Genomic DNA, 22760 nt, shown 5'->3' with positions numbered 1-22760 from the left:
AGGATATACATATAGTCCGACACCTCTGCGCAGCGGCGCACGTTCTGGTCCACCAGCACCACCGTCATCCCCTCGTCGGCGAACCCGCGGATCAGGCCGTAGATCTCCTTGGAGATCTTCGGCGCCAGCATTGCCGTCGGCTCGTCCAGCAGGCGCGCAGAACTCGACGTAGCGGCGATGGCGCGCGGGGCTTCATGAATCGCAAGAGATGATCAGCGGCGCGCAGCGTCATCACGCGACGCAAGGCACCACGTAAGCCCCACGAGGCCGCCCGGGCGGCCGGCCTGGGGCGGGCCCCGCAAGACCCTCCACCACCACCCCGCTCGTGGCAAGAACCTGAAGAACTCCGACCTCCCCGGCGAACGACAGGCTTGCTCCAACAGAGCCGTGCGCGTCGGGGGCCTGGGCGGTGCGGGGAGTCGATAAGCCCAAGGGAATCTGAAGGAACTGCCGCAGGCAGTGACGAAGATGACGCAGGGGAAGTCCGGAGCGAAGGCTCCGGACCGCAATCGTTGACCCGCACCGCCCAGGCCCCCGACGCGCACGGCGTCTCAAGAACTCAATCCAACGCCCCGCAAAAAAATCAGTCGATCTTGTAATCCATCCAGGAAGCCACCATCTCCCGTAACCCGCCGCCGTCCTCGAAGGACTCTCGGCCGCCCTCGGCCTTGTTGCGCCCCAGCTCCAGGATATACATATAGTCCGACACCTCTGCGCAGCGGCGCACGTTCTGGTCCACCAGCACCACCGTCATCCCCTCGTCGGCGAACCCGCGGATCAGGCCGTAGATCTCCTTGGAGATCTTCGGCGCCAGCATTGCCGTCGGCTCGTCCAGCAGGATCACCGAAGGCTCGATCAGCAAGGCCCGGCCGAACTCCACGAAACGCTGCTGCCCTCCGCTCATGCTGGAAACGGGATCGTTGCGCTTCTGCGCCAGGATCGGGAAACGGTCGTACACCGAATCTATACGCTGGCGCACCCGCGCCTTGTCGCCGCGAAACGGCCAGCAGCCCAGCAGCAGGTTGTCGTGCACCGACAGCTCGCCGAACAGGCTGCGGTGCTGCGGTACGAACGCGACGCCGTGGCTGGCGCGCTCATGCGAGGGCTGCGCGCTGATGTCCTGCCCGCGCAGCGTGATGCGGCCGGTGCGCGGCGGCAGAAAGCCGAACAACGTCTTGAGCACCGTGGACTTGCCGGCGCCGTTGGGGCCGATCACGCCGGTGACCTTGCCCGCGCGCGCCTGGACGTTGATGCGGTTGAGGATGGTGATGTCGCCGTGATAGGCGACCGTCACATCCTCCAGCGCGATGATAGGCGTGCTCATGTCAGGCTCCCAGATAGGCTTCGACCACCCGCGGGTCGGCGCGAACGCGGTCGGCGTCGCCCTCGCACAGGATGGCGCCTTCGTTCATCACGATGATGTGGTGCGACAACTGGTAGATGGACGTCAGGTCGTGCGACACCAGCACCACCGAGCAATCGTGTTCGGTGGGCAACTCGCGGATCACCGAGATCAGCAGCTGGGCCAGCGCCGGGTTGACGCCCGCGAAGGGCTCGTCCAGCAGCACCACCTTGGGCCGCGCCACCATGATGCGCGCCAGCTCCACCAGTTTCTGCTGCCCGCCCGACAACTCCTCGGCATAGTTGTGCCGCAAGCGGTGCAGCTCCACCTTGTGCAGCCAATATTCCGATTGCGCGTACCGTTCGTCGGCGCTGCGGCCCGCCTGCTGCTGGGCCACGTCCAGATTGTCCAGCAGGCTCAGCTGGCGAAAGATGCGCGGCACCTGAAAGGTGCGCCCGACGCCCAGCCGGGCCACCTCGTGGACCTGCCGGCCCGCGATGTCGCGGCCGTCCAGCGCGATGCGCCCTTCGTCCGGCGTGTAGATCCCGTTGATGCAATTGAGCATGGTGGTCTTGCCCGACCCGTTCATGCCGATGACGCCCAGGATGGCGCCGCGCGGCACCTCCAGGTCCACGCCTTGCAGCGCTACCAGGCCGCCGAAGCGCTTCTTGAGATTCGTGACTTTCAACATGTCCAGCTCCCGTTCAGCGCAGCGCCTGGCGACCGAACAGGCCGCTGGGCTTGACGAAGATCATCGCGACCATCAGCGCGAAACCGCAGATGGTCGCGATCGATGGGTTGAAGAACACAACCGACACCTGCTCGGTAATGCCGTACAGCAGCGCCCCGACCAGGGCGCCCACGGGGTGGCCCAGGCCGCCAAGCACGATGACGATGAAGCCGATCAACGTGTAGTCGTTGCCCATGAAGGGAGAAAACGCCGGGAACACCATCGCGACCAGCACGCCGCTGGCCGCCGCCAGCCCCACGCCCAGGCCGAACGCCACCGCCGACAGGCGCTCGGCGTTGATGCCTACGATGCGCACCGCGTCGCGGTTCATGATGATGGCCCGTAGCGCCTTGCCCACCTGGCTGCGGTAGAGGAACAGCGTCAGCCCGCCGATGATGGCAAGCGCAATGATCAGCGCCAGCAGGCGCACGGTCGGGATCAGCACAGGCCCGAACTTCAGGAACACCGGCTCGATCTCGTAGGGCAGCGAACGCGCGTCGGCGTCGAACGCCAGCAGCATCAGCGCGCCCAGCATGATGGACACGCCGAACATCAGCAGCAGCGAACTGATCTCGGGATCGTCCGCCTTGTTCAGCCGCGGGATCAGCACGAAGTACAGCAGGTAGCCCGCCAGGAAGAAGGCCGCGAAGGCCAGCGGCAGCGCCAGGAGCGGGTTGATGCCGGCATACTCCATCAGGTAGAACGCGAAGTACGCGCCCAGCACCAGGAACTCGCCGTGCGCGAAGTTCACCACGCGCAGCACGCCGAACACCACGTTCAGCCCCACGCCGATCAGGCCGTAGATGGCGCCCAGGATCAGGCCGTTGATCAGGCCTTGGATAATCAGTCCGGTCATGGCGTGTCCTCAGGCGATGTAGCGGCGCAATTGCGGCTTGCGCTTGATCAGGCTGCCGACGATGCCGCGCGGCAGGAACAGCATCAGCAGCACGATGATCAGGCCCAGCAGCAGCAGGTTCACCACTGGGAATTTCTGCCAGATCACGTGGTCGATGCCCAGGAGCGCCAGCGTGCCCACCACCGGCCCGAGGATGGTGCCGAAGCCGCCCGCCATGGCGTAGATGATGCTCTTGGCCGTGATCAGCACATGGAAGGCGTATTCCGGATCCACCACGTTGGTGTACCAGGCCTCGATGCCCCCGGCCAGCGCCGGAAACAGCGCCGCCAGCAGCCATGCCTTCAACCGGGTGTTGGGCACATGGATGCCGACGCAGGCGGCGGCGCCGTCGTCGTCGCGGATCGCCTTCAAGGCGCGGCCCAGGCGCGACACCGACAGCCAGGTGACGGTGGCCAGCGTCGCGCCCATCACGATCAGCATGGCGTAGTAGCTGTGCGCCGGATTGTTGGCGTTGGACAGGATGATGCCCATGCTGCCGCCGGTGAAGGATTGGGGCAGGTTGGAAATGACCAGCTTGACGATGGTGGCCAGCGCCAGGCTGACGATGCCGAAGTACACCCCGCGCAGGCGCAGGGTGGGCGCCAGCAACAGCGCGATGATCACCCCGACCACGCCCGCGGCCAGCAGCGACGGCACGATCGGCCAGCCCAGGATCTTGTAGCAGATGCCGGTAGCGTAGGAGCCCACGCCGTAGAACACCACGTAGCCGAACGGCAGGTAGCCCGTGAAGCCCACGCAGATGTTCATGGCGCTGGCCATGGTGATCCACAGCATCAGGTAGAACGCGAACGAGATATTCGACGTCGCCAGCGGGATCGAGGCCAGGACGGCCGTCAGCACGACAAAGACGGTCATTGCGATGCGGGTGCGCAATCGCACCGCGCGCTGATCCTGCGCGCGATGCGAAGCCGCGCCCGCCGCCAGGGCGGGACTGCTGCTCATGGTGTCTTCCTCCGGGCCTGTCCGGATTGGACGGCCGCCTTATTTGGAGGCGATTATGACCGATAAAACCATAACTTTAGGTTAAGTATTAACCCTGACCGGAGGCCGGAAAAGCATCCGCCAGCACTTGGCGCAGCGCCTGGATGAACTGGACGGCGATCTGCGAGGGCTCGCGGCCGCCGGCATAGACGGCCGAAATGTTCAGGGGGATGCGCTCGGCCAGCGGCACGATCACAACATCCGGCATGGTGTTCTGCATGACGGTGAATTCATCCACGATGGCGATCCCGACACCGGCGTTGACCAGTGCGCACGCCAACTGGCTCCAGGGCACATCGGCGCACATCCTGCAGGGCAGACCAGCCTGCTCGAACGCCCCCAGCACCAGCATGCCGAAGGGCATGCGCGTGCCCACCACGATATGCGGATGCGGAGACAGGTCCGCCAAGCTGACCTGGGCCCGCTCCGCCAACGGATGCGATTTCGGGATCGCCGCCACCATGCGCCCCACGTGCAGGGGTTCCGACGTCAGGAACGGGTGATCCGCCTGCATGACCACCAGCCCCAGCTCCGCCTCGCCCTGCAGCACCTCGGTGATGAGATTGGGCAGCGCGCTGGTATTCAGCCGCAGCAGCAGCTCGGGATGGCGCTGCTGGAAACGCGCTACCGCGCGCGGCACCAGGAATTGCGCCAGGCTCGGGATGGAGGCCAGCCGCAACACCCCCGTGCCATGCTCCGAGAGCGCGTCCGCAAGATCGTTGACGCGCTGCATCATGCGCTGGGTTTTTTCGATTTCCTCAAACAGGCTGTGCACTTGCGGCGTAGGCCTGAGGCGCCCGCGCACCCGCTCGAACAGCGTCAAGCCCATGGATTTTTCGGTCTGCGCCAGCATCCGGCTGACCGCGGGCTGCGAAATATTCAGCAGCCGGGCGGCGCCGCTGATCGATCCGGCCATCACGATGGCCCAAAGCATTTCGGTCTGTCGGTAGTTCAATTTATTCAAGGCGTGCACTCCATGCCTATTTGTTATACGCTTTCTCAGGTATTGGGCAATTATTGCCCAATACCGGGCCTTGGACTCAAGCTCCGCGGGAGGAAGGGCCCCACATCCAAAAACGATAGGAGACAACCCATGTTCGCGAAATCCTGGCTGTTCCGCTTACCGGCGCTGGCCCTGGCCATGGCCGCCCTGACCCCAACACTCAGCACCGCCCAGACTTCGGACAAGATCCGGGTGGGCATGACTGTCTCGTCCACCGGCAGTTTCGCCCTGGCGTCGCAGTCCGGCGTGCGCGGCGTGGAACTGTGGGTGGACGACGTCAATCGCCGCGGCGGCATCGAGGTCAATGGCAAGAAGTATCCGGTCGAGCTGGTCAAGCTGGACGACCGCAGCGACAAGCAGATGGTGACCCGTGTTTACGAACGCCTGATTGTCGATGAAAAAGTGGATCTGGTGTTCGCGCCCTTCGGTTCCACGCTGACGGCCGCGGCCGCGACCGTGACGGAACGGCTGGGCAAGTACATGATGGTCTGGTCCGCCGCCAGCGACGATCTCTACAAGCAGGGCTTCAAGAACATGGTCTCCGGCACGCAGATGCCGGTGTCGGCCATGCTGCGCGCCAATATGGAGCTGGCCGCCAAGCAAGGGGTGAAGAAGGTCGCGCTCCTGTACTCGGACGAACCGTTCCCCGCGGGCCTGGCCGAAGGCGGACGCGAACAGGCCACCAAGAACGGCATGCAGGTCGTGCTGTTCGAGAAGTATCCGAAGGGCCAGAAGGATTTCAGCACCATCCTGCAAAAGGCGCGCGTAGCCGGCGCCGAGGCCCTGGTGCCGACCTCGTATGAAGGCGACCTGATCAGCATGACGCGCCAGATGAAGCAGCTGGACATCAACTTCCCCTACGTCTTCATGGTGTATGCGTCGACGCCGCAATTCCAGGCCATCGGCGCGGACGCGAACTACATCTACAGCCATACCAACTACCACCCGGCGATCAACTGGAAGGTGAACGCGGGCATGACGCGCGAGCAGTTCGCCGCCGCCTACGACCGCCAGTTCCCCAAGGCCGAGTTCCCGCCCGACTTCCAGACCGCGCTCGCCTACGGCGCAGGCGCCTTGACCGAAGAGATCGTGAAAAAGGCCGGCAACACCGACGCGGCCGCGCTCAAGAAGGCGTCGCTGGACCTGTCCGGCAAACTGACCGTCATGGCCGGCCCCTACGCCATCGACGAGACCGGCAAACAGTTGCTGATGCCCTTCCCCGTCGTACAGCTCCTGCCCGGCAAGGGCATGGTGCCTGTCTGGCCCGAGGACGTGGCCACGCAGAAGCCGGTGTACCCCACTCCCGACTGGAACAAGCGCTGATCGGCGCAAACCGGAAGGCGGCGCGGCACAGACCGTGCCGCCCGGACATCAACTGAGGAAAACATGTCTGACATCGCATTTGCCACGCTGGCTGAACTGGCGCAAGGCCTGGCCAGCGGCCGCTACAGCTCGGTAGAGCTGGCGCGGCACTACCTGGACCGCATCGACCGGGCCAATCCCGCCCTGGCCGCCTACGTCAGCGTCGACCACGAAGGCGCGCTGAAACTGGCCGAAGCCGCCGACGCGCGCCGCCGCGCGGGCTACGGGCTGCTCGGCCCGCTGGACGGCCTGCCCGTGGCCGTCAAGGATCTGTGCGACATCCAGGGCCAGGTCACCACCGCCGGTTCGCAAGCATGGCGGCAGCGCCGCAGCGAACTCACCGCCACGGCCGTGACCCGGCTGCTGGACGCCGGCATGGTGGTGCTCGGCAAGACACACATGGTGGAATTCGCTTTCGGGGGGTGGGGCACGAACCCCGTAATGGGAACGCCGCGCAATCCCTGGGACCTGGTCCGCGCCCGCATTCCCGGCGGCTCGTCTAGCGGTTCCGGCGTGGCCGTGGCAGCGGGTCTCGCACCCGCCGCGCTGGGCTCCGACACCGGCGGTTCGGTGCGTATTCCCGCCGCCCTGAACGGCATTACGGGCCTGAAGACCTCGCGCGGCCTCATCAGTCTGCACGGCTCGGTGGCGCTGTCCCACACGCTGGACTCCATCGGCCCGCTCACCCGCGACACGCGCGACGCCCTGCTGCTGACGGAAACCCTGTCCGGGCCCGATCCGCGCGATCCGGTCACGCGCGGCGTGCCCGCCTTCCGCTTCCGCGAACCCGGCGCGGGCCCGAAGCCGCTGCGCGGCATGCGTATCGCCCTCATGCCGGCGGCGCAGTATCCCATCGCCATCGACGCGGCGGTGCAGGGCGCGCTGGACGACACGCGGCGCGCGCTGGCGGAGCTGGGCGCGGAGTTCGTCGAAGCGCCCTTCCCGTTCGACTTCCACGACATGATGCTGCGCAACGGCCTGATCATCGCGGCTGAGGCCTATGCGCAGCACCGCGATTACATCGAAGACGACAGCCTGCCTCTCGGCCGCTACGTGCGCGCCCGCGTGCTGGGCGGCAAGAGCGTGGGGGCCGCGGATTACATCCGGGCGCTGCAGGCCCATGCCCTCGCCTGCGAGGCCTGGCAGGACTGGATGCGCGATTTCGACGCGGTGCTGGCGCCCTGCCTGCCTTTCGCCGCCTGCCCGCTGGAGGAAGTGGACGAAGCCGCCACGCCGCTGGCGGCCTTCACCCGGCCCGGCAATTATGTCAACGCGTCGGGCCTGGCCCTGCCGGCCGGATTCACCGCGGACGGCCTGCCCATCGGCGTGCAGCTGCTGGGCAAGCCGGGCGGCGAAGCCGCGCTGGGCCGCATCGGCATGGCGTTCCAGGCGGCCACGGACTGGCACCTGCGGCGGCCCGGCCTGGCGGCGATCGGCCTGTAACGCCCCGCCGCGGCGCGGGCCGCCAAGCGGGGAGTCCGCAAGGCGCTCCCGCGCCACGCCCCTTACTTGCCGGGCGTGGCGGCGGGACCGGCGGGGAACGGCGCCACGCCGTCGGCCTTGACGAAGCTCAGCGTGGTCACGTAATTGATGCCGTCGTACTTCTCGGCGCCGGAGGCGCCGGGACGTACGCCGGGATCGCGGTCGATATGGCTGGCCTCGATGACGTACTGCCCCTTCCACGGCAAATCGAAACGCACTTTGCCCTGCTCGTCGGCATGCGCTTCCTTGCTCCAGCCCGACTGCACGGCGATGGCGACCTTGGCCTTGGGCAGCGGCTGCCCCTTCAGCACCACCTGGAACTCGCCGGCCGTGCCGGTGGGCACCACGTCCAGGGCAAGCTTGGGCGCTTGCGCGGCCAGGCTCGTGACGTAGCGGGCGCCGGGCCAGACCCAGCTGGTGATCTCCTTGTCGCCCTGCTTGAACGTGCGCAGCGGAAAAACGGGGTCCTCGGCGGCGATGCTCTGGCCCTTGCCCGCGCCTGCCGACAGCGCGAAGCCGTCGGCGGTCCTGGTGACGGTCAGCGGCGATTCGCCCTTGGCCGAAATCAGGGTTGCCGCCGGTTTGCCGAAATGGTCCAGCAGGCCCGGCGAGGTTTCGCGCAGGTTCTCCGCGAACTCGCCGAAGCGCAGCACCGCGGCCTTGCCGTCGGCCTGCTCCAGCCAGGCCTGATGCGCCTGCGCCGTTGCGGACAGGCACAGCGTGGCCGCGATGAGGGTGAGGGTTTTCTTCATTCAAGTCTCCAGAAAGGGAAAGGATCAGAATTCGACGCTGGCGGACAGGAGGAACGTGCGCGGCGCGCCCAGGCCGTTGCCGAGGGTGCCGGCCCAGTACGCCTTGTTGGTCAGGTTCAGCACGTTGGCCCGCAGCGTGACGGGGTGATCCGCAACCGTCGCGCGGTAGCGCGCGCCGACGTCGTAGACCGTGTGTCCGGGCACCGACAGCGTGTTGTCGGCGCTTATGTACTGCCTGGACATCGAGACGACGTTGCCGGTAAGCGTCAAACCATGCAGCCCGGGCACGTCCCATTCCACGCCCAGCTTGCCCTGCCAGGCGGGCACGCCGGTGGCCGAGAGCCCCTGGTTGACGCCCCCTGCCGTCTTGGTCAGCTTGGCCTGCGTATAGGAAACGCCGCCCAGCAGCCGCAGATCGGGCGCGAGCTCCCCGAAGAAGCCGAATTCCAGTCCGCGGTTGCGCTGCTGCCCGCCAAAGGAATAGACGTTGGTGAACGGATCCGTATAGGCGCTGGGCCGTTCGATCTGGAACGCGCTGAACGTGCCCGCGAAGCTGCCCAGGTCGACCTTGACGCCGACTTCGCGCTGCTTGGTCTTGTATGGGGGAAAGACCTGTCCCGCGTTGGCCGCCGCCACCGGCGCGGTCGCGCCCTGGCTCAGGCCTTCGATGTAGTTGCCATAGAGCGAGACCTTGTCCGTCGCCTTGACGAGCAGCGCGAACGCGGGCGTGTTGGCGCCGGCATCGTAGCGCGCGGTGCGCTCGCCGGTTGCGGGACTGAAGGTGTCGCTGACCACGTTCTGGCGGCGCACGCCCGCGGTGAACAGAACGCGGCCGTCGGCGAACGACAAGGTGTCGGCGATGCCGTAGCTGGTGGTGCGCAGCTCGGCCGTCTTGGGCAGCGCGGCGTGCCTGAAGCTGGTGTCCACGGCGGGGCCCCAGACCGGGTCATAGATATTGGTGACCCAGTCCTTCGCCAGCATGTTGCGCATGAAGCCGAACTTGTAGTCGTGCTGGTAGTAGGTTCCCGTCAGCGCCAGTTCGTGCCCCACGCCCAGCGTGTTGAAACGCGCGCGGGCGCCGATCTCGGCGGAATTCTTGGCGATCTGGATGCGCTGGAAAGAGAAGTTGTTGCGGTAGTCGCCGCGGTCGTTGAAGATCGTGTTGGTCGAGGAAGCCAGCGAATTGAAATCGGTTTCGCTGTTGCCCCAGGCCGCATAGGCGGTGAGGTTGTCGGCGATATCCACCTCCGCGCGCAGCAGGACGGCCTCGTCCTTGGTGTCGGTGAACGTCCAGTCGGGCGCCAGCAGGGTATCGGGCCGGGGCGGCTTGGGCACGCCCACCCCGCTGGCAAGCGATACGCCGCGGTTCAATCCGTTCAGGTGGTCTTCGCTGGTGTAGAAGTCGGCGGACAGCCTGACGCGCTGCGATCTCCAGTCCAGGCCCAGCGCGGCCAGCTTGGTCCGCTTCGATTGATCGTCCACCGCGGTGTCGCCGTCGCGGTAGACGCCGTTGAAGCGGATGCCGAACAGCTTTTCATCGCCGAAGCGCTGCCCCACGTCCACGTGCACGCCGAACTGCGAATCGGAGGCGTAGGTGCCGGTGACGCGGGCCAGCGGCTTGTCGCCGGCCCGCTTGGGCACGACGTTGATGCTGCCGCCGACCGATCCGCCCGGCGGCATGCCATTCAACAGGGCCGAGGGCCCCTTGAGGACTTCGATGCGCTCGGCCAGCTCGGCCGTGGCGCGGTAGTACGGGATCATGCCGTACAGGCCGTTGTAGGCCAAGTCGTTCGCCGAGACGCCGAAGCCGCGCAGGTTGAAGTACTCGGTGATCATCCCGCTGCTGCCGTTGAGGTACACGGAAGGATCGGTCAGCCCGATCACGCGGTAGACGTCCTGCGCCTGGATGTCCTGGATGTACGTGTCGGTATAGACGATGGTGCTGAAGGGCGTTTCCATGAAGTCCTTCTCGCCCAGCAGGCCCACGCGGCCGCCGGTGGCCACCTGGCCGCCGGCATAGACCGGAGGCAGCTCGCCCGCGCCGCTGCCCGTTACGGTGATCGCCGGCAGCGCGGCGACGCCGGGCTCCTCGCGCTGCGCATCCGGGATCCGGCGCAACGTGTATTCGCCGTGCCCGTCGCGCACGGCCTGCAAGCCGGTTCCGGCCAGCAGCAGGTCCAGCGCCTCGGCCGGGGCATGGCTGCCGCTGACGCCGGCGCTGTGCAGGCCGGCGGTCAGGCTGGCGTTCACGGAGATCGGCACCCCGACCTGGCGCCCGTAGCGGCCCAGCGCCTGGTCTAGCGTGCCGGCGGGGATATCGAAACGGCGCGGCGCCTGCGCTGCGGTTTCCATGCCCTGCGCCCGGGCCGGCGTGGCCGCTGCGATGCCCAGGGCGGCGCACAGCATGGCGGGAGCGAAAACATGACCCAGAGCCATATACGGATTCCTTGCAGATGCTTGTTGATGGTCAGAAGCACCGCAGAACATCCCGTACGAGGCGCAGTCAGGCTCGGCTTCTACAAGGGAGGCCGCAGCAGTCCGGAAAACCTGCCGGTCATTTTGTTACTGAATGATTCAACAAGGACGGCGCCGCTCAGCGCGGCCCGACTGTGACCCAGTAGCGCGTATAGCGGCGGACTCGCACCGGCAGCCTGCGCTCCAGCGTGTCCAGGATGCGGTCCGTGGCATCCGGACCGTCGAGCGGCCACGCGCCCGTAATGCGCAGGTCCGCGACTTCGGGCGCGCAGTGCAGGCTCCCGGGCCGGTAGCGGGCCAGATCGGAAAGCAGGTCCGCCAATCGCATGCCCTCGGCGCTGAATGTGCCCGCGATCCAGCCATGGCTGGCCTCGTCCAGCGGGGCTGGCGCCTCGATGCTGCGGCGCGTGAACCGCGCCTGCTGGCCCGCCGTCACCAGCGCCGTCTCGCCATCGGGCCGGCCATCCGCATGGATGCGGACGGCGCCCTCGAGGACGGCCAGCCGCGTCGGTGTGCAGTCCGCTTCGCCGGCCACATGGCGCACGATGAAGCGCGTGCCGATGGGCAGGAGCGTACCCGCCGGGCTTTCGACCACCAACGGGCGCCCCCTGGCATCGGCCCCGGTCTCCACCAGGATCTCTCCTTCGCGCAGCACGATGCGCCGTTCGGAATCGGTGAATCGAAGGTCAAGGGCCGTGGCCGTATTCAGCCCCAGGCGGGTGCCGTCCTCCAGAACCAGATCGCGGCGTTCGCCCGCCCCGGTGCGCACGTCGGCCAGCACACTGGCGAGCTGGCCGCGCCAGGGCAATTGCGCTTGCGCCAGATAGAAGGCGGTGCCGCCCAGCCCGGCCCAGGCCAGCGTCTTGAGCGCGCGCCGCCGGCCGGAAGCGGATGCGGCTTTCGTCAACGCGGCATGCGTCGTCGCCGGATTCAGGCGCGCCGCGCCGCCTTGCAGCCGGCCTCCCATGGCTTCGAACCGCGACCATGCCGCGGCATGCGTGGCGCTTTCCGAACGCCAGCGGGCAAACGCGGCATGGTCCTGCCCAGTGGCCGTGCCGGACGCCATCACCACGTACCAATGGATGGCCGCGTCCACCACGTGCGCGGGGATGGCGGGCTCGTCCGGCGGCGGGATGGAAGAGGCGCTCACGCCGCCGCGCATCCGCATGGCGAGCGATCGCCCATGCCCCTACGCATACAGCGCCTTGTAGCAGTGCGCCACGGCGCGCGTCATCGCCTTCTGCACCACGTTCACGCTCAGCGCCAGCTTTTCGGCGATCTGCGGATAGGTGTAGCCCTCGATCTGCGAATACAGGAAGATCTCCCGGACACGCTCGGGCAGGCCGTCGATCAGGCGGGCGATCTCTTCCAGCGTTTCGAGGATCAGCGCGCGTTCCTCCGGCGAGGGCGCCAGCGGTTCGGGCTGCGCCTTCAGCGCCTCGAGCCAGGCCTGCTCCAGCGTGCGGCGGCGCCAGTGGCTCACCACCAGGCCGTTGGCGATGGTCGCGAGATAGGCGCGCGGTTCGTGGATGGGGTCGCGCTGGTGCCTGCCCAGGATTCGGACGAACGTGTCGTGCGCCAGGTCGGCGGCCTCGGAGGCATTGCCCAGCTTGCGGCGCAGCCAGCCCTGCAACCATCCGTGGTGGCTGGAATACAGCGTTTCGACGATCGAAGAAGAGGATTGCTCAGTCACTGCCCATCGCCCCGGTCTTGCCGACGTAGACTTTTAAATATAAATAAGAACTATTTGCGATATTAAGCGATGGCCAGGCAATACTCAAGACGGCCCCACCGCGCGGGGCTGCGGGCGGCGCGGGGTCAGCGCAACCCGCAAGCCGGCTTCAGCAGCGCCTCCAGCCAGTCGGCGAAGACCTGCACACGGCGCGACGGCGGACGCCGCTGCGGATAGAGCAGCGTCATGGGCATGGGCGCGGGCCGGTGCCCGGGCATGACTTCGACCAGCTCGCCCGCGGCAATCTGCGCCTGCACGTCGTAGGCAGGGATCTGGATCAGGCCCAGCCCCGCCACGCAGCAGGCGATATACGCTTCCGCGCTGTTGACGGTGACACGGCCGTGCAGCTGCTGGCTGCGCGGCACGCCGCCATCCAGCCATTCCCAGGGCGCCAACCGGCCAGTGGACGGCGAGGCATAGTTCACGCACCGATGCCCCGCCAGGTCCGGCGGCGCCTCGGGCACGCCATGGCGGGCCAGGTAGGCCGGGCTGGCGACATTGATCAGCGGCAACATGCCGAAGGGCCTTGCCACCAGGCCGGAATCCGGCAAGGCGCCCACCCTCAGCACGCAGTCCACGCCTTCCTCGATCAAGTTGACGGCCCGGTCGGTAACGCCGAGCGTGACATCGATCTGCGGATAGGTTTCCAGGAAGCCGGGCAGCGCCGGCGCCACGATCAAGCGGCCCACGCGGCCCGGCACGTCGACCTTCAAGGCGCCGCTCGGCCCGCCCGCCGCGTGGCGGAAAAGATTCTCGGCCTCTTCCATGTCGGCCACCAGGCGCAGGCAGCGTTCATAGAACGCCGCGCCCTCCTGCGTGGGCGCCACTTGCCGCGTGGTGCGGTTCAGCAGCCGCGCCCCCAGCCGGCCCTCGAGCTCCTGGACGGCGGCGGACACCGTCGAGCGCGGCAGCCCGAGCGTGTCCGCCGCGCGCGAGAAATTCGCGCACTCAACGACGCGGGCGTAGACCCGGAACAAATCAATGCGGTCCATGGGCAAGACTCCGGCGCATGCGCGGATACAAGATTTATTGTTCGTGATTTCTGGATAGAGATACCAGGATTAGCCGTTTTATCCTGATTTTGTGGAATATATCATCATCCGCAGTAGGGCTTGCATCCGGCGGCCCGGACAGCGGAGACGAACATGGCAGACCATGGCATCAAAGGCAAAACCGTCATCATCGCGGGCGGCGCGAAGAACCTGGGCGGCCTGATTGCGCGAGACCTCGCGCAGCAAGGCGCCAAGGCGGTGGCGATCCACTACAACAGCCCCGGCAGCCGGGACGACGCGGACGCCACGGTGGCCGCCGTCCAGGCCGCGGGCGCGCAGGCGGTGGCGCTGCAGGCCGACCTGAGCACGGCGGGCGCGATGGAACGGCTTTTCGCCGACGCGGTCGCCGCGGTGGGCAGGCCCGACATCGCGATCAATACCGTCGGCAAGGTGCTCAAGAAGCCCTTCACCGAAATCACCGAGGCGGAGTACGACGAGATGGCGGCCGTGAACGCCAAGTCCGCGTTCTTCTTCCTGCGCGAGGCGGGCCGCCACGTCAACGACAATGGCAAGATCTGCACGCTGGTGACCTCGCTGCTGGGCGCCTACACACCGTTCTACGCGGCCTACGCCGGCACCAAGGCGCCGGTCGAGCACTACACCCGCGCCGCGTCCAAGGAGTTCGGCGCCCGCGGCATTTCCGTGACGGCGGTGGGGCCCGGCCCCATGGACACGCCCTTTTTCTATCCGGCCGAAGGCGCCGACGCCGTCGCGTACCACAAGACCGCGGCCGCGCTGTCGCCGTTTTCCAAGACCGGCCTGACCGACATCGAGGACGTGGTTCCCTTCATCCGCTTCCTGGTGTCCGACGGCTGGTGGATCACCGGCCAGACGGTCCTGATCAACGGCGGCTACACCACCAAGTAGGCGCCCCGTTCCGGAGAAAAGGCATGCACGTACTGCTCACCCTCTTGGCAGGCCTGCTGCTGCTGGCGGTCTTCGCCCTGTTCGGCCGGCTATGGGGCGGCAGCCTGCCGGCCGTGGCGCTCGCGGCCAAGCTGTTCATCCCCGCCTGGTTGCTGGTATCAGTGGCCAACCTGTGGGTGGGCGTGGTCCGCGCCGGCTATACGCTGCGCGAGGAGCTGCCCATCCTGCTGCTGGTCTTCGGCGTGCCGGCGGCCGTGGCGGGCCTGCTGATCGCGTTCGCGCCTCGCGCCTGAACAGCCGCCGGCGCGGCCCCGCTCAAGGCTGCGCCGGCGGCGCGCCCCCTTCCGGGGCCTTGGTGTCGATCCGGGTCTGGACCGGCGCCTGGGCCTGCATCGCGGGAGCCTGGGGATCCCAGCCTCCGCCCAGCGCCACGATCAGATTTACGCTGGCCGTCAGGCGATTGCCCAGCAGGCTCAGCGCATTGCGCTCGCTGCTGAGCGCCGTGGCGTCCACGACGGCCACGCTCAGATAATCGACGAGGCCCGCCTTGTACTGGTTCTGGATCAGCCGCAGCGATTCGCGCGCCGACTCGAGCGCGCGGCGCTGCACGATCTGTTCGTTTTCCATGACCCGCAGCTGGATCAGGTAGTCCTCGACTTCGCGCAGCCCGGTCAGCGCCGCCTGGCGGTATGCGGCGGCCTGCGCGTCGTAGGATGCGCGGGCCTGTTCGACCTGGGCCTCGCGCGCGCCGCCGTCGAATATCGTCATCGCCAGTGCCGGGCCCAGCGACCAGAAGCGGGCCGGCGCGGTGAGCAGTTCGGCGAACTGGCCATTGCGGAATCCGCCGTCGGCCGACAGTATCAGGCTCGGAAACCAAGCGGCCTGCGCCACGCCGATCTGCGCATTGGCGGCCGCCGCACGGCGTTCCGCGGCCGCCACGTCGGGGCGGCGCTCGAGCAGCTCGGACGGCAGGCCCACCGGAATCTGCGGCAGGCGCAGCGCGAACACTGCGGGCGGCAGGCTGAACTGGGACGGCGCCTGGCCCATGAGCACGGCGATGGCATGTTCGAGCTGCCCGCGCTGCCAGTCCAGGTCGATGGATTGCGCGCGCGTGCTTTCCAGCTGCGTGCGCGCCACGGCCACGTCGGCCTGGCCCGCCACGCCCACCGCATAGCGGTTCTGCGTCAGCTGCAGGGATTTTTCATATGCCGCCACCGTGGCGTCCAGCAGACGCTTCTGTTCGTCCAGCACCCGCAATTGCAGATAGGACTGCACCAGCGCGGCCTGCGCGCTCAGGCGCGTGGCGCCCAGGTCGGCCAGGCTGGCCGCGGCGCTGGCCTCCGAGGATTCGACGCTGCGGCGCACGCGGCCCCACAGGTCGACCTCCCAGGTGACGCTGCCCGTCAGCGAATACTGGTTCGACACATTGCTGCCGGACGACGAAGACGAGCCGCTCTGCCCGTTGCCGCTGCCCGAGCGGGTCATGCCCGCGCCCGCGCCCACCACGGGAAAGAAGCCGGCGCGCGCGCCGCGCACCAGCCCCAATGCCTGCCGGTAGTTGGCCTCGGCCTGCGCGATGGTCTGGTTCGAGGCGTTCAGGCGCGCCACCAAGCCGTCCAGCGTGGCGTCGTCATAGACCCGCCACCACTCGCCGCGATCGGCCTCGTCGCGCGGCCGGGCGGGTTTCCAGCCCTCTACCTCGCCCTGCCCTTCTTTGTAGGCGGCGCCCACGTCCAACGCTGGACGCTGGTAGTCGGGGCCGACGGCGCAGGCGCCCAGCAGCGCGCACAGCGCCGCCACGGCGATGCCGCGAGGAAGAAAGGCGTTCGAGGAAAACTTGGCGTTGCGCATCATGATTGTTCTATGGAAGCGGCGGATCCGTTCCTGCGGGCGCGCCCGCGCGCGGCCCACAGGCGGAAACGGTCCAAGTAAAGATAGACCACGGGCGTGGTGTACAGCGTGAGGATCTGGCTCAGGACCAGGCCGCCCACGATGGTAATGCCTAACGGCTGGCGCATCTCGACGCCCGCGCCGGTGGCCAGCACCAGCGGCAGCGCGCCGAAGATCGCGGCCATGGTCGTCATCATGATCGGGCGGAAACGCGTCACGCACGCCTGGAAAATGGCGTCGCGCGGGCTCATGCCCTGGCCCCGCTCGGCCTCCAGCGCGAAGTCCACCATCATGATGGCGTTCTTCTTGACGATGCCGATCAGCAGGAAGACCCCGATCAGCGCGATCAGCGTGAAGTCGTAGCGCACCAGCATCAACGCCAGCAGCGCGCCCAGGCCCGCCGACGGCAGGGTGGACAGGATGGTCAACGGATGCACGAAGCTCTCGTACAGGATGCCCAGCACGATGTACATGGTGACCAGCGCCGCCAGGATCAGCCAGGGCTGCTGCGCCAGGGTCTGCTGCAGAGCCGCCGCCGTGCCCTGGAAGCCCGCCTGAATCTGGTCCGAAGGCAGGCCGATACGCGCCACGGCGGCGTCGATGGCGCTGGTGGCCTGGCCCAACGACACACCGGGCGCCAGGCTGAACGACACCGTGTCGGCCACGAACAGACCCTGGTGCTGCACGCTAAGCGGCGCGTTCGCGTTTTCCAGGCGCGTGAACGCAGACAGCGGCACGCGCGCGCCCGCCGCCGTGATCACCTCGACCTGGCGCAGCGATTCGATGTCCTGCGCGAACTTCGGGTCCACGCCCAGCACCACGTGATACTGGTTGAGCGGCCCGTACATCACCGACACCTGGCGCTGGCTGAACGAATTGTTCAGCACGGTGGAAATGGTAGACATACTCACGCCCAGCCGGGTCGCGGCCTCGCGGTCGATCACCAGGTCGATCTGGCGGCCCTTGTCCTCGACGTCGGTATCCACGTCCGTGATCTCGGGGATCTTCGCCATGGCCTGCTGCACCTTCGGCATCCAGGTGCGCAACAATTGCAGGTCGCCCGACATCAGCGTGTAGTCGTACGACCCCTGGCTCTGGCGTCCGCCGATCCGGATGTCCTGCTGCGACACCAGGAACATGCGCGCGCCCGGCATGTTCTGCAGCTTGCCGCGCAGCCGGTTGATGACCACGTCCGCCGACACCTTGCGCACTTCCAGGGGCTTGAGCTGGATCTGCATGAAACTGCTGTTGCTGCCGCCGCGCCCGCCGGCGTAGCCGGTCATGCTCTGCACCGCCGGATCCGCCAGCACCACCTTGCGCAGCGCGTCCAGCTTGGGCACGGTGGCCTGGAACGATGTGCCCTGGTCCACGCGGAAGAACCCCAGCAGCTGGCCCGTATCCTGCTGCGGGAAGAAGCCCTTGGGTACCACCGTGTACAGGTAGACGTTAAGCCCCACCGCGATCGCCAGCGTCAGCATCATCAGGCGGCCGTGCTCCAGCGCCCAGCGCAGCGAACGGCGGTAGCCGCCCAGCATCGCTTCGAAGCCGCGTTCGGACCAGCGCGCCAGCCCGCCGGGCGGCCGCGCTTCCTCGGGCTCGTTGCGCAACAGGCGCGCGCACATCATCGGCGTCAGGGTCAGCGATACCACCAGCGACACGAGGATCGCGGCCGACAGGGTCACGGCGAACTCGCGGAACAAGCGGCCGACCACGCCGCCCATCAACAGAATCGGGATGAACACCGCCACCAGCGACAGGCTCATCGACAGCACCGTGAAGCCTACCTCGCGCGAACCGCGCAGCGCCGCCCGCATGGGCGACATGCCGCGTTCGACGTGGCGCATGATGTTTTCGAGCACCACGATCGCATCGTCCACCACGAAGCCCGTGGCCACGATCAGCGCCATCAGCGAAATGGTGTTCAGCGTGAAGCCGCACAGGTACATGATGCAGAAGGTGCCGATAAGCGACACCGGCACCGCCACGCTGGGAATGATGGCCGCGCGCCAGCGCCGCAGGAACAGCAGCACCACCAGCACCACCAGGCCCACCGCAATGATCAGCGTCAGCTCCGCCTCGTGCAGCGACGCCCGGATGCTGGGCGTGCGGTCTTGCGCCACGGTCATGTTCACGTCCGCCGGCATCAGGGCCTGCAGGACCGGCAGCTGCGCGCGCACCGCGTCCACCGCCTCGATGATGTTGGCGTCGGCCTGGCGCCGCACGATCATCAGGATGGCCTTGCGGTCGTTGAAGAAACCGGTCTGGTACAGGTCCTCGACCGAATCCTCCACCTTGGCGACGTCCGACACCCGCACGGGCGCGCCGTCGCGCCAGGCGACGATCAGCGGCCGGTATTGCTCGGCGCGGCTGAGCTGGTCGCTGACCATGATCTGCCAGTGGTAGCGGTCGTTCTCCAGCACGCCCTTGGGGCGGTTGGCGTTGGCGTTGGCCAGGGTCGCGCGCAACTCGTCCAGCGATACGCCGCGGTTGGCCAGGGCGCCGGGCAGCACGGTGACGCGCACGGCCGGCAGCGAGCTGCCGCCCACCGTCACCTCGCCCACGCCGTCCACCTGCGACAATTTCTGCGCCACGATGGTGGAAGCGATGTCGTAGAGCTGGCCCTGGCTGAGCGTGTCGGACGTCAGCGCCAGCGTCATGATGGGCGCGTCCGACGGATTGGACTTGTGATACGTGGGGTTACTGCGCAGCCCGGAAGGCAGCAACGAGCGCGCCGCGTTGATCGCCGCCTGCACGTCGCGGGCGGCGCCGTTGATATCGCGGGAAAGGTCGAACTGCAGCGTGATGCGGGTGGACCCCTGCGAGCTGTTCGAGGTCATCTCGGTCACGCCGGCGATGCTGCCCAGCGACCGTTCCAGCGGCGTGGCCACGCTGGACGCCATGGTCTCCGGGCTGGCGCCGGGCAGGCTGGCCGAAACCGAGATGGTCGGAATATCCACCTGCGGCAGCGGCGCCACGGGCAGCAGAAAGAAAGACAGCATGCCTGCCAGCACAACCGCCAGGCTCAGTAGCGTCGTCGCCACCGGCCGGACGATGAAGGGTGCCGACAGGATCATGACGCATCCTCCGCCGAGGCAGTGCGCGCGGCGCGCCAGCGGCGCGACATACGGTCGAACATCAGGTAGATGACCGGCGTGGTAAACAGCGTGAGCACCTGCGACAGCAGCAGCCCACCCACCATCACCAGGCCCAGCGGCTGGCGCAGTTCGGCGCCCGTGCCGGTCGACAGCATCAGCGGTAACGCGCCGAACAGCGCGGCCAGCGTGGTCATCAGGATCGGGCGGAAACGCAGCAGCGCCGCCTCATGGATGGCCGCGCGCGGACTCAGGCCGCGTTTGCGCTCCGCGTCCAGCGCGAAGTCGATCATCATGATGGCGTTCTTCTTCACGATGCCGATCAGCAGGATGATCCCGATGATGCCGATCATGTCGAGCTCGGTGCCGCTGATCAACAGCGCGAGCAGCGCGCCGACCCCGGCCGACGGCAAGGTCGACAGGATGGTGATCGGGTGGATATAGCTTTCGTACAGCACGCCCAGCACGATGTACATCGTGACCACGGCCGCCAGGATCAGCCACAGCGTGCTGGACAGCGAGTTCTGGAACGCCAGCGCCGCGCCCTGGAAGCGCGTCTCGACGCCAGCGGGCAGGCCGATCTCGGCCTCGGCCGCGGTGATGGCCTCGACCGCGCCGGACAGCGAGGCGCCCGGAGCCAGGTTGAAGGACACGGTCACCATGGGGAACTGGTCCAGCCGGTTCACGGCCAGCACGGTCCTGCCCTCGCTGATGTGCGCCACGGACGACAGCGGCACCTGGCCGCCCGTCGAGGTGGGCACGTGGATCTGCCCCAGCGAGGCCGGCGTCATCTGGAACTGCGGCTGCACCTCCAGCACCACGCGGTACTGGTTGGACTGCGTGAAGATGGTGGAGATGAGGCGCTGGCCGAAGGCGTTGTAGAGCGCCTCGTCGATCACCGCCGCCGTGATGCCCAACCGCGAGGCCGCGTCGCGGTCGATCTCCACCCAGGTCTGCAGGCCGTCGTCCTGCAGGTCGTCCGTCACGTCCTTCAGCCCCGGCACCTGGCGCAGGCGATCCACGAGCCTGGGCGTCCATTCGCTCAGCACTTTCAGGTCGGGGTTGGACAGCGTCATCTGGTACTGCGTGCGGCTCACGCGGTCTTCGATGGTCAGGTCCTGTACCGGCTGCATGTAGACCGTCAGGCCGTCCTGCCTGGCCAGGGCCTCGTCCAGGCGCGCCATCACGGTACGCAGATCGCCGTTGCGCTCGGCCTGCGGCTTCAGCGCAATCTGCAGGCGCCCCGCGCTGAGCGTGGCGTTGCTGCCGTCCACCCCGATGAACGAGGAAACGGCCTGTACATCGGGATCTTCCAGCACCAGGCGCGCGGCCTCCTGCTGGCGCTCGGCCATCGCCTTGAACGAAATGGATTGCGGCGCCTGGGTAATGGCCTGGATCAGGCCGGTGTCCTGCTGCGGGAAGAATCCCTTGGGTATCGCCAGATACAGCAGCGCCGTCAGGGCAAACGTGGCCAGCGCCACCAGCAGCGTCAGCGTCTGATGGCGCAGCACGACCTGCAGCCAGCGGTCGTAGCCTGCGATGACGCGGTCGATGAAGGCGCCGGTGGCCTGGTGGAAGCGCCCATGCTTCTGCTCGGACTCCGCGTGGAGCAGGCGCGCGCACATCATGGGCGTAAGCGTCAGCGACACTACCAGCGAGATCAGGATGGACACCGCCAGCGTGATCGCGAATTCGCGGAACAGCCGCCCCACCACCTCCGTCATGAAAAGCAGCGGGATCAGCACGGCGATCAGCGAAAACGTCAGCGAGATCAGGGTGAAACCGATCTGCGCGGCGCCCTTGAGCGCCGCCTGTAATGGCGTTTCGCCCTCTTCGATGTGGCGGGCGATGTTCTCGATCATGACGATGGCGTCGTCCACCACGAAGCCGGTGGCGATCGTCAGCGCCATCAGGGTCAGGTTATTGATGGAGAAGCCCGCCAGATACATGATGCCGAACGTGCCCACCAGCGACAGCGGCACGACCACGCTGGGAATCAGCGTGGCGGTGAGGCTGCGCAGGAACACGAAGGTCACCATGACCACCAGCGCCACGGCCAGCAGCATTTCGAACTGCACGTCGGCGACCGAATCCCGGATGGTCTGCGTGCGGTCGGACACCACGCTCACGTCCAGGGTGGCCGGCAAGGCGGCGCGCAACTGCGGCAGCAGCGCCTGGATCCGGTTGACCACATCGATGACATTGGCGCCGGGCTGGCGCTGGATGTTGAGCAGGATGGCGGGCTTGTCGCCGGCCCAGGCCGCCTGCCGGACATCTTCGGCGCCCTCTACCGCGCGCGCCACGTCGGACAGGCGCAGCGGGGCATTGTTCTTGTACGCGATGATCAGGTCGTTGTAGTCGGTGGGCGTCTTGAGCTGATCGTTGGCGTTGATGGTGGTGGAGCGCTGCGGGCCGTCCAGGTTGCCCTTGGGCTGGTTCACGTTGGCGCCGACGATGGCGGTGCGCAGGTCCGACAGGGACAGGCCGTTGGCCGCCAGCGCCTGCGGATTCACCTGCACGCGCACCGCCGGCCGCTGCCCGCCCGCCACGCTGACCAGTCCCACTCCGGGAATCTGCGACAGCTTCTGCGCCACCCGCGTATCCACCAGGTCGCGCACCTGCGGCAAGGGCATGGTGGGCGAGGTGATCGCCAGCGTCAGCACCGCCGCGTCCGCCGGGTTCACCTTGTTGTAGGTGGGCGGCACCGGCAGGTCGCTGGGCAGCAGGTTCGAGGCGGCGTTGATAGCCGCCTGCACCTGCTGCTCGGCCACGTCCAGCGGCAGGCTGAGGTTGAACTGCATCGTAATGACCGAGGCGCCGCCCGAACTGGTGGACGACATCTGGTTCAGGCCCGGCATCTGCCCGAACTGCCGCTCCAGCGGCGACGTGACCAGCGAGGTCATGACGTCGGGGCTGGCGCCGGGGTACAGCGTCACCACCTGGATCGTCGGATAGTCCACTTCCGGCAGCGCCGAAACGGGCAGCAGCCGGTAGGCGATGAAGCCGGCGATCAGGATGGCCACCATGGACAGGGTGGTGGCCACCGGACGCAGAATGAACAGGCGCGACGGGCTCACGGCGTTC

17 protein-coding genes and 1 pseudogene are annotated in these 22760 nt (G+C 67.4%); 4 read left to right on the top strand and 14 right to left on the bottom strand.

Features of this window, described 5'->3' with window-relative positions:
* The 6 genes and pseudogenes from AGI3411_RS30425 to AGI3411_RS20295 form a co-directional block, all read right to left on the bottom strand.
* Positions 1-161 (bottom strand): annotated as a pseudogene (locus tag AGI3411_RS30425) (ABC transporter ATP-binding protein); the annotation flags it as partial.
* A gap of 422 nt (positions 162-583) precedes the next feature.
* A complete protein-coding gene (locus AGI3411_RS20315) occupies positions 584-1324 on the bottom strand; it encodes a branched-chain amino acid ABC transporter ATP-binding protein (protein WP_062684767.1) in 741 nt (246 codons plus the stop codon).
* Between the two features lies 1 nt (position 1325).
* Positions 1326-2033, bottom strand: coding sequence for an ABC transporter ATP-binding protein (locus AGI3411_RS20310; RefSeq protein ID WP_129529142.1), 708 nt, complete (start codon positions 2031-2033; stop codon positions 1326-1328).
* 13 nt (positions 2034-2046) lie between these two features.
* A complete protein-coding gene (locus AGI3411_RS20305) occupies positions 2047-2928 on the bottom strand; it encodes a branched-chain amino acid ABC transporter permease (RefSeq protein ID WP_129529141.1) in 882 nt (293 codons plus the stop codon).
* 9 nt (positions 2929-2937) lie between these two features.
* Positions 2938-3930: a branched-chain amino acid ABC transporter permease gene (locus AGI3411_RS20300; RefSeq protein WP_129529140.1), complete on the bottom strand. Its 993-nt coding sequence runs from the start codon at positions 3928-3930 to the stop codon at positions 2938-2940.
* An 88-nt stretch (positions 3931-4018) separates the two neighbouring features.
* Entirely contained in the window at positions 4019-4942 is a 924-nt protein-coding gene (locus tag AGI3411_RS20295) for a LysR family transcriptional regulator (RefSeq protein ID WP_129529139.1), read from the bottom strand.
* Positions 4943-5062: 120 nt separating this feature from the next.
* Between AGI3411_RS20295 and AGI3411_RS20290 the strand changes: the two genes are divergently transcribed.
* The gene (locus AGI3411_RS20290) at positions 5063-6295 is read left to right on the top strand and encodes an amino acid ABC transporter substrate-binding protein (protein ID WP_129529138.1); all 1233 of its coding nucleotides are present in this window, start codon (positions 5063-5065) and stop codon (positions 6293-6295) included.
* A 63-nt stretch (positions 6296-6358) separates the two neighbouring features.
* Entirely contained in the window at positions 6359-7777 is a 1419-nt protein-coding gene (locus AGI3411_RS20285) for an amidase (RefSeq protein ID WP_129529137.1), read from the top strand.
* Between the two features lie 62 nt (positions 7778-7839).
* On the opposite strand, the gene AGI3411_RS20280 is transcribed toward AGI3411_RS20285, so the two are convergent.
* The 5 genes from AGI3411_RS20280 to AGI3411_RS20260 all read right to left on the bottom strand — a co-directional run bounded on the left by AGI3411_RS20280 (position 7840) and on the right by AGI3411_RS20260 (position 13767).
* Positions 7840-8568 (bottom strand): DUF4198 domain-containing protein, encoded by a 729-nt coding sequence (locus AGI3411_RS20280; RefSeq protein ID WP_129529136.1) that lies wholly within the window; start codon positions 8566-8568, stop codon positions 7840-7842.
* Between the two features lie 24 nt (positions 8569-8592).
* Complete coding sequence (locus tag AGI3411_RS20275; protein ID WP_165359224.1) at positions 8593-11004, bottom strand: TonB-dependent receptor; 2412 nt, start codon at positions 11002-11004, stop codon at positions 8593-8595.
* 157 nt (positions 11005-11161) lie between these two features.
* On the bottom strand, positions 11162-12193 hold the full coding sequence (locus tag AGI3411_RS20270; RefSeq protein ID WP_165359223.1) for a FecR domain-containing protein: 1032 nt from the start codon (positions 12191-12193) through the stop codon (positions 11162-11164).
* A 39-nt stretch (positions 12194-12232) separates the two neighbouring features.
* Positions 12233-12736 carry a sigma-70 family RNA polymerase sigma factor gene (locus tag AGI3411_RS20265; RefSeq protein ID WP_129529133.1) on the bottom strand — a complete coding sequence of 168 codons (504 nt, stop codon included), beginning with the start codon at positions 12734-12736 and terminating at the stop codon, positions 12233-12235.
* A gap of 125 nt (positions 12737-12861) precedes the next feature.
* Positions 12862-13767: a LysR family transcriptional regulator gene (locus tag AGI3411_RS20260; RefSeq protein WP_129529132.1), complete on the bottom strand. Its 906-nt coding sequence runs from the start codon at positions 13765-13767 to the stop codon at positions 12862-12864.
* Positions 13768-13920: 153 nt separating this feature from the next.
* Between AGI3411_RS20260 and AGI3411_RS20255 the strand changes: the two genes are divergently transcribed.
* Complete coding sequence (locus AGI3411_RS20255; protein WP_129529131.1) at positions 13921-14694, top strand: SDR family oxidoreductase; 774 nt, start codon at positions 13921-13923, stop codon at positions 14692-14694.
* 23 nt (positions 14695-14717) lie between these two features.
* Complete coding sequence (locus AGI3411_RS20250) at positions 14718-14987, top strand: hypothetical protein (protein WP_129529130.1); 270 nt, start codon at positions 14718-14720, stop codon at positions 14985-14987.
* Between the two features lie 22 nt (positions 14988-15009).
* On the opposite strand, the gene AGI3411_RS20245 is transcribed toward AGI3411_RS20250, so the two are convergent.
* The 3 genes from AGI3411_RS20245 to AGI3411_RS20235 are packed head-to-tail and all read right to left on the bottom strand — an operon-like array spanning position 15010 to position 22753.
* Positions 15010-16548, bottom strand: a complete 1539-nt coding sequence (locus AGI3411_RS20245) for an efflux transporter outer membrane subunit (RefSeq protein ID WP_244240399.1) — start codon at positions 16546-16548, stop codon at positions 15010-15012.
* Positions 16545-19658: a multidrug efflux RND transporter permease subunit gene (locus AGI3411_RS20240; RefSeq protein WP_129529129.1), complete on the bottom strand. Its 3114-nt coding sequence runs from the start codon at positions 19656-19658 to the stop codon at positions 16545-16547. The genes AGI3411_RS20245 and AGI3411_RS20240 overlap by 4 nt, the downstream gene beginning before the upstream one ends.
* Positions 19655-22753, bottom strand: a complete 3099-nt coding sequence (locus AGI3411_RS20235) for an MdtB/MuxB family multidrug efflux RND transporter permease subunit (protein WP_129529128.1) — start codon at positions 22751-22753, stop codon at positions 19655-19657. Before AGI3411_RS20235 ends, AGI3411_RS20240 begins: the two co-directional genes overlap by 4 nt.
* Positions 22754-22760 lie beyond the last annotated feature (7 nt).

Origin of the sequence: Achromobacter agilis (assembly GCF_900496965.1) — a bacterium.
GTDB lineage: Bacteria > Pseudomonadota > Gammaproteobacteria > Burkholderiales > Burkholderiaceae_B > Achromobacter > Achromobacter agilis.
This window is presented reverse-complemented; position numbering and strand designations above follow the sequence as displayed.

Excerpts from the sequence above, each read along its gene's own strand:
- AGI3411_RS20315 (WP_062684767.1), bottom strand. The coding sequence starts at position 1,324 with ATGAGCACGCCTATCATCGCGCTGGAGGATGTGACGGTCGCCTATCAC.
- AGI3411_RS20310 (WP_129529142.1), bottom strand. The coding sequence starts at position 2,033 with ATGTTGAAAGTCACGAATCTCAAGAAGCGCTTCGGCGGCCTGGTAGCG.
- AGI3411_RS20305 (WP_129529141.1), bottom strand. The coding sequence starts at position 2,928 with ATGACCGGACTGATTATCCAAGGCCTGATCAACGGCCTGATCCTGGGC.
- AGI3411_RS20300 (WP_129529140.1), bottom strand. The coding sequence starts at position 3,930 with ATGAGCAGCAGTCCCGCCCTGGCGGCGGGCGCGGCTTCGCATCGCGCG.
- AGI3411_RS20290 (WP_129529138.1), top strand. The coding sequence starts at position 5,063 with ATGTTCGCGAAATCCTGGCTGTTCCGCTTACCGGCGCTGGCCCTGGCC.
- AGI3411_RS20285 (WP_129529137.1), top strand. The coding sequence starts at position 6,359 with ATGTCTGACATCGCATTTGCCACGCTGGCTGAACTGGCGCAAGGCCTG.
- AGI3411_RS20280 (WP_129529136.1), bottom strand. The coding sequence starts at position 8,568 with ATGAAGAAAACCCTCACCCTCATCGCGGCCACGCTGTGCCTGTCCGCA.
- AGI3411_RS20275 (WP_165359224.1), bottom strand. The coding sequence starts at position 11,004 with ATGGCTCTGGGTCATGTTTTCGCTCCCGCCATGCTGTGCGCCGCCCTG.
- AGI3411_RS20260 (WP_129529132.1), bottom strand. The coding sequence starts at position 13,767 with ATGGACCGCATTGATTTGTTCCGGGTCTACGCCCGCGTCGTTGAGTGC.
- AGI3411_RS20255 (WP_129529131.1), top strand. The coding sequence starts at position 13,921 with ATGGCAGACCATGGCATCAAAGGCAAAACCGTCATCATCGCGGGCGGC.
- AGI3411_RS20250 (WP_129529130.1), top strand. The coding sequence starts at position 14,718 with ATGCACGTACTGCTCACCCTCTTGGCAGGCCTGCTGCTGCTGGCGGTC.
- AGI3411_RS20245 (WP_244240399.1), bottom strand. The coding sequence starts at position 16,548 with ATGATGCGCAACGCCAAGTTTTCCTCGAACGCCTTTCTTCCTCGCGGC.
- AGI3411_RS20240 (WP_129529129.1), bottom strand. The coding sequence starts at position 19,658 with ATGATCCTGTCGGCACCCTTCATCGTCCGGCCGGTGGCGACGACGCTA.